General features: G+C 46.7%; 9 protein-coding genes. All 9 read right to left on the bottom strand.

Going from position 1 to position 13,454, the window contains the following annotated elements:
• Positions 1-40: 40 nt before the first annotated feature.
• The 9 genes from DWY55_RS08880 to DWY55_RS08840 all read right to left on the bottom strand — a co-directional run bounded on the left by DWY55_RS08880 (position 41) and on the right by DWY55_RS08840 (position 13,450).
• Complete coding sequence (locus DWY55_RS08880; RefSeq protein WP_005829228.1) at positions 41-598, bottom strand: YhcH/YjgK/YiaL family protein; 558 nt, start codon at positions 596-598, stop codon at positions 41-43.
• Positions 599-645: 47 nt separating this feature from the next.
• Positions 646-1,725, bottom strand: a complete 1,080-nt coding sequence (locus DWY55_RS08875) for a metallophosphoesterase (RefSeq protein WP_005836957.1) — start codon at positions 1,723-1,725, stop codon at positions 646-648.
• Positions 1,722-2,807 (bottom strand): aldose epimerase family protein, encoded by a 1,086-nt coding sequence (locus DWY55_RS08870; RefSeq protein ID WP_117878118.1) that lies wholly within the window; start codon positions 2,805-2,807, stop codon positions 1,722-1,724. Before DWY55_RS08870 ends, DWY55_RS08875 begins: the two co-directional genes overlap by 4 nt.
• A 5-nt stretch (positions 2,808-2,812) precedes the next feature.
• Positions 2,813-3,481: a D-lyxose/D-mannose family sugar isomerase gene (locus DWY55_RS08865; RefSeq protein WP_016273672.1), complete on the bottom strand. Its 669-nt coding sequence runs from the start codon at positions 3,479-3,481 to the stop codon at positions 2,813-2,815.
• A 29-nt stretch (positions 3,482-3,510) separates the two neighbouring features.
• Positions 3,511-5,142: a sialidase family protein gene (locus DWY55_RS08860; RefSeq protein WP_057087653.1), complete on the bottom strand. Its 1,632-nt coding sequence runs from the start codon at positions 5,140-5,142 to the stop codon at positions 3,511-3,513.
• 13 nt (positions 5,143-5,155) lie between these two features.
• Positions 5,156-6,649, bottom strand: coding sequence for a RagB/SusD family nutrient uptake outer membrane protein (locus DWY55_RS08855; RefSeq protein WP_016273670.1), 1,494 nt, complete (start codon positions 6,647-6,649; stop codon positions 5,156-5,158).
• Positions 6,650-6,680: 31 nt separating this feature from the next.
• Complete coding sequence (locus tag DWY55_RS08850; protein WP_016273669.1) at positions 6,681-9,860, bottom strand: SusC/RagA family TonB-linked outer membrane protein; 3,180 nt, start codon at positions 9,858-9,860, stop codon at positions 6,681-6,683.
• Between the two features lie 166 nt (positions 9,861-10,026).
• Positions 10,027-10,944 (bottom strand): dihydrodipicolinate synthase family protein, encoded by a 918-nt coding sequence (locus tag DWY55_RS08845; protein WP_005829247.1) that lies wholly within the window; start codon positions 10,942-10,944, stop codon positions 10,027-10,029.
• A gap of 37 nt (positions 10,945-10,981) precedes the next feature.
• On the bottom strand, positions 10,982-13,450 hold the full coding sequence (locus DWY55_RS08840; RefSeq protein WP_117878120.1) for a sodium:solute symporter family transporter: 2,469 nt from the start codon (positions 13,448-13,450) through the stop codon (positions 10,982-10,984).
• Positions 13,451-13,454: the final 4 nt, after the last annotated feature.

Raw genomic sequence — 13,454 nt, 5'->3', positions numbered from 1 at the left:
TTGAAAAACAAATAGTATTTTTAATAGAACCGAAAACACACTAATCTACATATTCTATTTTAATCACAATCTTCCTGCTTTTAACAAGTTCCCCCTTTCCCCGAACAGAAGGCTGGTGAATGTCCGAAGGGAAAAACAAGAAGAAACTGCCGGCATCGGCAGAGTAGTGTTTTATCCGGGAAGAGGTATAAAAAGCAACATCCTTTTTTGAATTATACGCCTGACGTACTTCGACGTCACTTGCCAGCCCCATCTTTTCATTTCCCCAGAGTACATACTGAAGGTCGACAAAACGGAGGTGACTTTCAATATTCCCTTTCTCCACCTCTTTGGGAATGTATTCACTGACCGTAGCCCAGCATTTCCCCTCCAGAATGACATGGTTGCCAATGGACAGCGCTTCCAAATCATGTTCGGCAAGAAAGCGGAATGCAGCATCCCAGACATCCTTGTTCTTATGATATTGGCAGGCAAATTCAACAGCATTGACTGATTTATGGGGAGAGACAGTCCAGCCATTGGACCAAACGGCACTTTTCATCCATTTCTTCGCATTTCCGGAAGTCCACTCCGGACTTGTCTGTGCTGATAAATACATACAAAAGAGTATTAATGAATAAATAATTGATATACGCTTCATATTTTTTATTTTATCGTGAATTGAAACTGGTCATAAGATTCCGTACGCCATGCCTTGTCCTTGGTTTGAGGAGAAAAGCCGAAAAGCGGAGAATAGGTCCTGACCTGCACCGTATGTCCGTCGGGCAGGAATTCGAGCAGACGCAGCCAGCCGTCTCCCCCGTTTCCACTCATGCCGCCACCCAACGCCTGGCAGTTGAACATCATCTGGTGCACATCGTGTCCGGCTGCATTCTTGTCGGTACGGAATCCCGTGGTATAGTCCAACCGTTCATTCGGAGTGGCATAGTGTCCGCACAGCACAAGACGGATGTTGGCGGAAGGTTGCACCAGCTTCTGCCAGATGCCTTCGCCCGTATTGGACGGAGTTATCTTATAGCCTTCCTTGGTGATGCGCTTACTGTCGAAGCCGGTAAGATAGGAATGGGTGATGAGAATCACCGTATGGTCCTTGAAGCGTGGGGTAGCCACCAGCTCCCTTGCCCATGACAAGACCTCATCACGTGGGGCAAATTCAACGGCAATAATCAAAATCCTCCCCCAATGCTCGTCCGTTATCTCCATTGCGGCATTTTCCAGCGTAGGCAGGCCGTTTCTATTATTGGTTGCAGCCACGATGGTCTTTTTCCATTGGCTGTTGCGCTCTATCGGGAAATATTCCGGGAAACGGGTCATCGAGTTCTCCGAACGGGTGTAGCCGTAATCATGGTTTCCGGTAGAAATGAGATAAGGGACCTTGTTGTCCAACCGCCCGAAAGCCCGCGACACAAATGTCCACTGCTCCCGGCTCGTAAGATTCCCGAAACGTGGGAAGGGAGGTAGAATACATTCATTCTGGTCTACCAAGTCGCCCGTACAAAGCACCGCCTTTACACGGAGGGAGTCTATATGATGAGCGGTCCACGCCGTCATCAGCTCAAAAACCGGTTGGTTATAGTCATACTTCACGTAGTTTTGCGGGTCGCCCAGCAGGACGATGGAAAAAGAATTAGGATTGCACAAATGCTGCTGGTTGGTATTGACTTGTGCCCGGAGCTGGAGGAATGCCAGCAGGCATCCCAAACAAAGAATGATTCTGTTTTTCATGGTTGCGTACTGAATTGATAAATACATGTCTGTTTATAAAGGTCTCCTTCACGTAATACGATGGAGGGGAAATGCGGATTGTTCGGTGTATCGGGAAAGCACTGGGTTTCAAAGCAGACGGCGCTACGACGCGGATACACAGTGCCATGCATGCCCGTGAAGCCCGGCAAATAATTGCCGGTGTACATGATAAGCCCCGGCTCTGTGGTATAGATATCCATTCTGCGCCCACTGGACGGACTGATGCAGGTGGCGGCGAAAGAGAGCTCATGCAGCGCGGGTTTCTTCAAGACAAAACAGTGGTCATAACCGTGGCCGTTGAGCAACTGCAAGTCTTTCCGGTTGATGCGTTCGCCTATGGAATGGTAGTCGCGGAAATCAAAAGGCGTATCGCCCACTGCCCTGACTTCACCGGTATTGTTCGTATTCATGTCGATAGGCAGGTAGAAATCCGCGTTTATCCTCACCAGATGGTCTTCAATGGAAGTAGTGGGAGTTTCCATGCCCGCCAGGTTAAAATAGGCATGATTGGTGGGACAGAACAAGGTGTCGCGGTCTGTCTCCGCCTCATAATCTATACGGAACCCATTGTCGTCCGTCAAGGTATACATCATCCTTACCGTAACATTGCCCGGAAAACCGGCTTCTCCATCGGCATGGAAATGCCGGAGGAGAAGTTGGTTTTCACACGGTTGCTGTGCTTCCCACACCACCGTGTGAAAACCGTTATCACCACTGTGCAGAGTATTAGAAACAGAGTTAAGCTGTAAGTGATAATCTTTTTCTCCTACACGGAAAGCGCCGTGCAATATGCGTCCGGCTACGGGGCCTATAGTAGCTCCTATATAATAGTCCTTGCTTTGCCTGCGGGCCTCTTCCAGCGTATCGAAGCCTATGACGACATTTTCAAACTTACCATGACTATCAGGAGCCATGATGGATAAGACGATGGCCCCGTAGTTCGTGACGCACATCTCCATACCGCTGCCATTGCGCAGTATATAAAGGCCGGTATCCTTTCCGTTGATTACGGACTGGAAATTATCGGGATTCAATCCCGCCAGGTTGGTCTTATCTTTCATACTTTCTAAACTTCGGGATATTCGTTGCACAACAGATGTTCGGCCGGAACATCCTCTTCTATCTGCGGGAAACGCCCCTTGGGGGTGAGGAAACGGTTGTCTCTCATGTCATCGTTCACTGTAGAGACTTCGCCTACCAGACAATGGTCGTCCTCGGCCCAGAAAGTATGGTAGAGATAAGGCTCATAACAAATGCTTTGTCCGGGAGCAAGACGCACCGTTTCTCCGGGAGCTACCCGTGTACTGACTCCGTCGATGGAAACGACAAGCGGTTCTTCAGTCAGCATTTCAGTTTCCTTGTCGGCCTTCCACAGACGCATGCAGAGGATTCCTCCACCCCGGTTGATGATGTCTTCCGTTTTCAGCCAATGGAAATGGGTAGGAGTAACTTGTCCGCAGCGGACAAACATAATCTTTTCACAATAGGGTTTGTCTTTCTTCTGCAGACTTCCATTACGGAGGGTTACCAGAGTCAGGCCGATTTTCAGGAAATCGCCCCAGCCGAAGTCGGTCAAGTCCCAGCCCATGGCTCTTTCCCGGATGTCATTACATTCCGGTCCTTTGCTTTTCCAGTCGTCCGGAGTCCAGTCCGCCCATGGCGGCAACATGAAGTGGTACTTTGTCATAAATGCTTTGGCTTCGCGGATATATTGATTGATTTCACTGCGTTTCATATTTGTCTATTTTTTAAGGTGTTATACTTTTATTTCTTCAATAATTCTTTCAGCGGGATAGCCTGGAACTGAATGTCGGCTTGGCTCCCCTCATAAAAGATACCTATGGTATGCTCGTCAATGGAAGTCATGCAAGAGTACCCCGCCCCCCTACCTTCATCCAACAACATCCAATACTCCTCGGGCCAAGTTTGCCCGTCATCGAAACTCACCTTAATGGTAATGTTGTTACGGCGCTCTTTTGAATTAGGATTGGCAAAGAGTAATACATGACGTTCTTCTCCGTCTTCAATATAATCATGGCGCAGCAAGGATGCCTGGCAAGCCGGTTCAATGAGAGCTCTGCGCGACGTGGGATGTTCCGTCCACGTTTTTCCCAAATCGGCAGTGACGGCAATGGCCCGCCCATTACCTTCCTGACGTCCCCGGTTGCTGCGCTCACGCATGTTCAACATCAAGGAATGGTCTGAAAGTTCTACCACCTGACATTCGTTGGTATTGTAGTAGGCCGGTTCGCCTACGGTCCAGTTTTCGCCCTTGTCTTTACTCCACATGATTGTAGAGAACTGAAGCCCGTCTTCGTTCCGCCCCTCTACCGGAAATACCAATGTACCGTCTTCCATTGTGATGCCACGACCCGGTCCGGGAGCAAGCAGCCACCATTTTTCCTTTTTTACTTGGCGGGTAATATTACGCGGCTCACTCCAGGTAAGTCCGTCGTCGGTACTCTTACTAATCAGGAATTGAGAACTTTGTTTGACACCATATCCCGGCTGAGAACCGTGCGCACGCCACTGGTGGTTCCATACGGTCGAGGTATCGGTAAGATTCTCTATCCATTTGCCCGTCTTGGGGTCCAAGACTCCGTGCATCCATAACCCTATGACATAGAGGTCACCGGTGAAATCATCCGACAAGATGCAACCATCACTCACTCCATTATATTTCTGAGGTAGCCCGCCCCATTCTTTCATATCCAGAACAGTCTGCATGGGTTGCCAAGTCCGCCCTCCATCTTCACTGCGATTGATGGCAATATCAATGTCGCCCTGCAAATCGTCATCTCTTTCATTGCGTGCATCATACAAGGCCAGCAAGGTACCTTTCGTCGAAGTCACCAATCCGGGAATGCGGGAAGTGTGTACCCCGTCCTGACCCGGCTGCCGCAGGGCCACTCCTATACGGAGCGGCTTTACTGCGGGCAACTGGCGGATGCCCACCAGCCCCAGGTCTGTCTGGACACTGCTACATGAGATTTCAATCTTGCTTGTAGCCTGCGCCGCATCATCCCTCAGTCGGAGTGTCACCCAGCATGTCAGTGTATCTTCCTCTATCTGCCGGCCTACCTTAAAACTCAATTGTTTGTTCACCGGTTTGGCACTTGCACAAACCTGCCCACAATTCTCATCCAAGAACAGCGAAGCGGAAACGACATCACCGGAACGGACAGTTCCATCCAAAGTGAAATTTATCTTTTCCAACTGATATGCCACGCCGCTGTTCCTAATCAGACGCAGACACAATACCGGATTATGCTCCTTCAATGTCAACACCGGATATACCGGTTGCCGAATCTCCACCGCTATCTTATCCGTATAATTTTGGCATGCCATGATGCCCCAAGCAGACAAGACCAGTAAAAGTATAGTCTTATATCTCATATCATCCCAATATTTATTTGTAACCTTCCGTTTGTGTTATATTCGGATTAGTATTGAGACAAGCAGGAGCAATAGGCCACAAGGTAACATTCTTCTCCCCTTCACGCCCCTTCAAGGTCTCAATAAGCTCGAATTCCTTATTAAAGCGAAGGTATGCCCACCATGCTTTTGATTCTGCGACAAACTCTTTCAGTATTTCGCTGATAATGGCATTGTCTATGGCATCCTGAGTCCTTGCCGTGTAGTAGTTGTCTACCCCATAAGCACGCTTGGCCACTACATTCAGATTCTGCAAAGCGGCATCCGTATTTCCCAAGGCATTTTCCACTTCAGCTTTCAAAAGATAGGCTTCGGCCAAACGATAGACGGGGACATCACTGTCAAAACTACGCGTATCATTGGCAAAGGAGCCTTTGAACTTCACAACCATCCTTTTAATCTGTACTTCTTCCGTCAGGAACTTATCCTCGAATACCCGTACTGAAACATCCGTACGCGTGTCACGTGCATCCTCAGCCAGGAAATCGCAATAGGCTTGCGTGGGCACAACATACTGGGCATGGGAACCGGCAGGAACCTCATCCTCGGTATATCCGGCTTCCCTCAGCCGGGTTCTGTCACCGTTAGGTGCCAGATAATAGGCGAAAAAGTTGGGGGATGTTCCCGGAGTCACATTTTCATTGACGATATAGGGCAATGTCCAGATAAGCTCAGAATTGGCTTCGTTGTTTAAATTGAAAATATCGGCAAACGTGGGAAGAAGTGCATATCCGGCTTTCAATACCGCATCAACAGAAGACTGCGCCGTACTCAGAGCCGCATTCCCTCCTCCCAGACGCTTTGCCTTCCATAAGTAATATTCAGTACGCAACATGTTGATGGCTGCCGGAGATGCCTTATGGAGAAGCTTGGAAGAAGCGGGCATCAACCTTAAAGCTTCTTCTATATCGGTTTCGACCTGAGCATATACTTCAGAGGCCGCCGTACGGCTGGGATACATGTCCTCCTGCTTTTCTGACTCAAAGCCGGAAGTCAGTAACGGACAGTCACCGAATACCCGCACCAGAGTAAAGTAACAATATGCCCGTAGGAAATAGGCATTGGCCATCACTTCACTGCGTGTAGCTTCATTGGTGAAAGAGATTTCCGGAGTATGCTTCAGAATCAAATTTGCACTGTTAATGGTAGTATATATGCTACTCCAATTTGTACCTGCATCACCGCTCAGCAATACGTTTGTACCCACTCTATTAAAAAACGCATCATTTACCGCCCCACTCTCATACCAGTTTGAGCGCATCTCTCCATAGATGTTGAGCAAATCGGAAAAGGCGGAACGGAATTGAGTATATGCTCCATTTACCGCACTCGTAGCATCGCTCTCCTCTGTCCACATGGATAGGCTGGTGAACTGGCTGGGCTGTATCACATTCAGGTCTCCATGACATGATGTAAAAAACGAGACCCCACTTATAAGAAGAATGCCGGATAATATTTTTATTTTCATAATTCTTATTTTTCGTATTAAACTTCTTTTATCACAAAGTAACTTTACATCCGATAGAGAACTTACGGATAGGCGGATAGGTGTTGAAACTACCGGAATAGGTACTTGATGCACCTACTTCGGGAGAAAGACCTATTACTTCCGTAAAATAATGCAGATTGTTTCCGGCCAGGGTCAATACCAGCCCTTTCAGACCAATCTTTGCCAGCAATGCCTGAGGCAGAGCATATTGCAGAGAGATTTCACGGATACAGAGATAATCGGCTTTCTGGGTGAAAACATCGGAGTTGTCCCGGAAATTCTTATTCAACTCATCGGAGTCATTGCCTGAGAAACGGGCATACTTGGCCTTACTCGGGTCATCCCCCACATTCCAGCATTTTAGGATTTCAGCAGGCAGGCTGGTGTTTCCATTCATGAAATTACACATCTGGCGTTGCAGATAACCATTGGAAATGGAGTGCCCCAAAGCAAAATCAAGATAGACATTCAAAGTGAAGCCCTTGTAAGTGAAAGTATTGTTCAAACCTCCGGTGGTATGGGGAATCGTATTTCCCAGCAGGAACATATCATTGCTGTTGATGATATTGTCTCCGTTCAGGTCTTTCCACTCATAGTCTCCAATAGTCTTTTTTCCGACACCCAGTTTCTGTTTCGTGGTCCAGTCCCAACCTTTGGATGAGGTGTCATAACGGGCATTGGCAGCCTGCTCGGGAGTTGTAATGATAAAGTCTTTCTTATATCCATAGAAACGCCCCAACGGTTCACCCTCGGCAACACCTCCGAATTCTTTGGTCGTGCCATCCTGCATTTTTACAGAGTATCCTCCCTGGCGGTTCTTGTCCCGTCCGTTTTCGGGCAGTTTAAGCACCTTGTTCTTTACGTAAGTAATGGTGAATTTAGATTCCCACGTGAAATCCTTCTTGACAATGTTACGTGTTGTTATTTCAGCATCGAAACCACGGAAACGTACTTTTCCAAGATTGGTAAGGATGGAACCGTATCCCGACGTATTGGGCAATACTTTGGAAGTAATCAGGTTATCCGTAATCTTATTAAAGTAATCGATACCCAGAATGATGCGGTTCTTGAACAAGCCTAAATCAAAACCTAAATCCAATTGTGTGGAAGTCTCCCATTCAAGAGCCTTGTTAGGCATGGCCGAAGAAACGGTCGCAGCACTTTGATCGTAACTGGTGGTAATGGCATACAATCCTAATGCATCGTAATAGCCGATGGAGTTGTTACCGGTCTGCCCATAACTGCCACGCCACTTCAAATTACTTATAAAACCGATATTCTGCATAAAAGGCTCATCACTCATAACCCATCCGACAGACAATCCGGGGAAGAATCCCCATTGGTTGCCTTTGGCAAAACGGGAAGAGCCGTCCTCACGGAAAGTAGCAGTCAACATATATCTTTTCAGATAATCATAGTTCAATCGGCCGAAATAACCGATATTCACATCTTCCTGCTTGGTCGACGTTGCATCGGAATAAACAGAACCTCCGTTCAATGTCGGTATCTTGTCGGAGCTGTGTCCGGTAGTGGCAGCATACACATACTTGTACAAATATTGCTGATAGGAATATCCTACCATCGCACTGATGCTGTGTTTATCGGCAAACGTTCTTGTATAGCTGGTGTAGAATTCCAGTTTCTTCCGTTGCTCATCCGTCATGTTGGTAGTCGCCTTCCGCGTTCCATTCATCGGGTTGGCACGCATGAATGTATCTCCATGGCTGTTTTGCGTAAACAAAGAAGCGGTGCCCACAGCATGCCATCCTTTCAAAACTTCCCAATCAAGAGAGCCGACTAACCCCAAACGGTTGGTACGCTGATTGTTATCATTAAAATACGAGTAGAAGCTCGGATTCGGAGACGAAGAGTTTGGACCTGGCGTCGGGGTTCCGTACCATTCATTGTCAGACACCCAATATTTACGTTGAACAGCCGGGGTCATCAGTCCACGGGAAATCACCTGATACTGACTGGCATACTCTTCGCTATTCGTCTGGCTGTAATCTATGTTGCTACTGAAAGTCAGGTTCTCTCTGATTTTGGCAGTTACATTAGTACGGGCATTGAAACGGTCGAATGCCGTGCCTACACCTACACCGGAATCTTTCATATAGCCAATACTGCCCACATAGCTCAATTTCTCCGTACCTCCTTCTATCCCCACATAATAATTTTGCCAAAGAGCATTCTTGAAACAAGTACTGGCCCAATCATTATCTTCAAAAATCAAAGTCTTACTGGGATCCAACGGATCAGCCACAGACTTCCATCCTGCCGGAATGCTCTCTCCATCCCTCAGGTAACGGGTAGAAAACTTGGAAGCATCCGTATTGCCGGAACTATAAGCATATCCGTCAAGGTATAACTTTTCCGGACTGGGTCCGGAAGCCCAACGATCGCGCATGATAGTAACAGCTTGGGTAGCATCCAGATACTCAATCATCCGCTCCACATTCTCGTTTGCAAAGGAAGCCTCAAACGTCACTCGAGGAGCACCGCTTTTTCCTTTTCTTGTCGTAATCAGGACAACTCCATTCGATGCACGCGAACCATAAATAGCAGAAGAAGCGGCATCCTTCAAGACTTCGATAGATTCGATGTCATTGGGATTGATACCCGCTGTACTGCGCTCTACGCCATCAACTAATATAAGAGGAGAATTACTCTGACTGATAGATGAACCACCACGAATCAAGAACGTAGCCTCTGCACCCGGAGTATTGTTCTCATTGTACACGCGTACACCCGCAATTTTACCCTTCAGCCCTTCTCCCACAGTATTGATAGGAGTTGCCTTCAATGTTTCTCCATCCACCTTGCTGATGGCGGATGTTACGGTACGCTTGGATTGGGTACCATAACCTACAACCACCACTTCATCCAGCCCCATGGTGGTCGGTTCCATCCGGATGTTAAGAATCTTTTGATTAGTAATCAGGATTTGCTGTTCATCATAGCCCACATAGGAAAATACAAGAGTTTCCCCCTTGCTTACTTTCAGCTGGAAAGCGCCATTCATATCCGTAATAACTCCTCGAGTCGTGCCCTTCACAGCGATGGAAACTCCTGGAAGAGTTTCACCAGTATTGTCCACTACTACACCTGATAGGTTAAATTCTTGTGCCCAAAGCAAAAATGGGCAAAATAGTAGAAAAGTTATGAGGTGAAAATGAAATATTTTTCTCATCTTTGTTACGATTTTAATAATAAATTGTTTCAGTAATTTATTTAAGGGGAAACGGGAAGTGCCAATACTCGTTTCCCCTCCCTTTTCGGGGGTCAAACTTAAGTTGGCCAATGAGTTTTTTCATTGGATGTATTGTTGCAATATCTCCATAGGCAATCGTTTTTAGTTAATTAATGTATTTGAAGAATTCCGTATTTTTCAATTCGTTTCTTGTCTCCTCCAGCTCTTCTTCAGAACAAGGAGCTATCGGCAATCGACATGGTCCACAGTCTATTCCTGCCAGTTTCATGAATATCTTACCAGCTCTGACTCCTCCCCCATGCTTTATCAGCACATCAATGATTTCAACAGATTTCCATTGCATTTCACGGGCTGTTTCAAGGTCTCCCTTTTCCATGGCTTCCATCACAGCTTTGTATATACCCGGAACATAGTTGTAGGTACTGCCTACGGCAGCCTTAGCTCCAACCGACAATCCGGTAATCAGTATCTCATCAAAACCGTGCAAGACTTCGAACGCCCCACCGTCCGCATGAATGCACTGCTGCATCTCCATCAGGTTGTTATGAGTAAACTTGACTCCCACCAGATTGGGAATTTGCTTCTTGCCCTCTATAAGGAACTTGTGTACCGGCAAGGAAACCCCGGTTATGGACGGCATGTTATAGTAATAAAACGGCAAGCGGGAAGCCGATGCAGCTATCGGCTTGAAAAAACCTATCAGCTCATCTACAGAACCGGGCTTGAAAAAGCAGGGCGCCATGGCTGCTATCATATCAGCTCCAATAGCTTGCGCATGGGCTGCCAGCTCGGCACACTGAACCTGCGACATGCCACCTACATGCACTATCACTTTCAGTTTTCCCTTGGCTGCCTCCATCCATTTTTCCGCAACAGCCTTTCGTTCTTCTGTTGTCAGAGAAACGGATTCTCCCGTCGTGCCACAAATAAACACTCCCGTCACACATTTCTTTTGCATCAGAAACTCTGCATACGGCCCGATCACCTGCAAATTTAAGGAACCATCTTCGTGCATTGGCGTAAATGGTGCAGCGATTAATCCTGTTAAAAGTCGTTTGTTCATAAATAAAATTATATTATAATTAATGATAGGTTCAAACCTATTTTTTCTTAAAGAACAAGCTTGTCAGATAGCCTATGACAAAACATGAGATAAAGCCGGACGCCGTGTACAAAAGCAAATGGAACGTCTGGAATCTGGCAACAAACAATTGTACGATGATACTTGCGACTATACCAATGATTGCTCCTCCGGAATTGGCGCGTTTGGTAAGCATGCCCAACATGAACAGTCCTCCCATACTACCCAATATGAGCCCGAGTATCTTGTTAAATTCGTCCCACAATGAAGCGATATTCCATGTTGCCATAAGAAAAGCAAAAGATAGACTAATGATTCCTATCACACAAGTTGCCATACGTGCCGCATGCAATTCATTGCCACCCTCTCCCTTATGAAAGAAACGTGAATAAATGTCTACTATATAAGCTGTGGCTGCCGAATTCATACTGCCGCTCAAAGTGGACATTGCCGCAGCGAAGATGCCCGAAATCAACAACCCTACAATACCGACCGGTAATTGGGTAAAAATATACCACGGGAAAATAGCATCGCCGTTAGGAATACTGATACTCAGATTCTCAGGATACACCTTGTAATAGGCATAAAGCGCAGTGCCTATAAAGAAGAAAATCAGTGTGGCGGGAACAGTCAGTATCGCATTGGTCCATACACTCTTCCGTGCCTCTTTCATCGAAGAGGTAGTGAGATAGCGCTGCACCATACTTTGGTCCGTCCCATAGGTGGTAAGATGGGTAAAACATGCGGCAATAATGACAGTCCACATCGTAGCATCCTTCAAGTCAAAGTTCGTTGCTCCCAAATCGAACTTACCGTTTGCCACGGCAATATCAATCGTTTCACCCAATCCACCGGGAAGAGAACACGAGATGTATATCACTGCAAATATCGCTCCTCCCAACAGTACAATTACTTGAATGGCATCTGTCCATACAACCGCCTCTATTCCCCCTATCATTGTATATAGAATACTACAAACTCCCATAATACCGATACATAGGAATATATCCAATCCAGTCACCACATTCAAAGCAATGGAGGGCAGAAAAAGCACAACGCCCATACGCCCTACCTGGAAAATAATAAAGGCCAGACTGCAAATAACCCGGATAAAGACATTGAAACGTATCTCCAGATATTCATAGGCAGTCGTTATATTCAATCTCCGGAAAAAAGGAATAAAGACATAAACAATGACGGGGGCAACAAACACAATACCGGTATTGAACAACACATAACTCCAGTTAGTGGCATATGCCTTGGAGGGTATAGCCATGAAGGTGATGGCACTCAACGCGGTTCCGAAAAGACTCAGCCCGGCAGCCCACCACGGAATACGTCCTCCACCCTTGAAATAGTCATTCGTACTTTTCTGGCGCCGTGAAAAGTAAATTCCAATTCCGGCCAATACGGCAAAATAACCGATAATCACAAGGATATTGACAAGTCCCAACCCCTTTTCCAAAGGAACAATATCCCCTTGAAGGCTGTACAGTCTATTCGTTCCGGAACTGGCATTGCTACCGAGTATAACGAAGGAACGGTTTCTTTGCAAGACTTGCATAGTGTCATAGGTACCTGGAATACATTCAGACTTGACAAGAGTCTGCGTAATTGTATGGTATTTCCATAAAGCATTCTCTTTTTTAAGATGCTGTGTATCTTCCGGCTCTTTCTGAAAAAGAAGTATATGGTTGGCTCCGCTGGCGACAGCAGCACATATTCCTTTCGGAAAATCCGAACCTAATGAACTCCATTTACCCAATTGGGGGTTATAGACATATCCATCAGTCAAGCAAGAAGACAACCATTCTTCCGTTTCCGTCTGTCCACCCAATAAATACAGACAAGGGGAAACGCCGTTGTTCTGTACCACGAGAATTGCATCTTCCCGGACGCATCCCGGATAGCCCGGTAGTTCTTTCCATCCTCTGGACTTGTTCGACAAGTCCAGCACAAAAAAAGAATCCGATAACCTAGACGGACTTACCGACTTCCTGCCTCCAAACAAATATACCTTATTGTCCAGTAGTGCTCCTGCCGCGTTAGACAACGGAAAAGGAAGTGGCGGCCAATCTTCCGAAACATTCAGTTTGCCCTGCTGCATTGTGACAAGAAATACATCTTTGTAGCATTGGGAAGAATCACGCCCTCCAATACACAAGATACCGTCAGAGAGTGTTATGGAAGCGCCATAAGCCAACGGCTTGGACAACACATCTTCATACAAAGCGAATCCGGCATTTTCAGAAAGGCATACCGCATTTCTTCCCCATCGGCTATAATCGTCGGAAGTGCCGCCTGCCAATACAATTTGTCCGCCAAGTACTCCGGAAAAGAGTCCCAAAGTGTTGTGTTCCTCATTAAAAACACTCTCGTTGCCCCACTTTATCTGCTCAGAATGAGAAGCATCTGCAGCTCTTAGGCTTTGCCCCCAAAACAAACAAAGGCATACCAATGCAACACAATTATTTACAATCCGTGTCATTTGT

Origin of the sequence: Bacteroides sp. AF25-38AC (genome assembly GCF_003602995.1) — a bacterium.
GTDB classification, from domain to species: domain Bacteria; phylum Bacteroidota; class Bacteroidia; order Bacteroidales; family Bacteroidaceae; genus Bacteroides; species Bacteroides uniformis.
The sequence above is the reverse complement of the archived record's forward strand: the minus strand, read 5'-3'. Positions and strand labels throughout refer to the sequence as shown.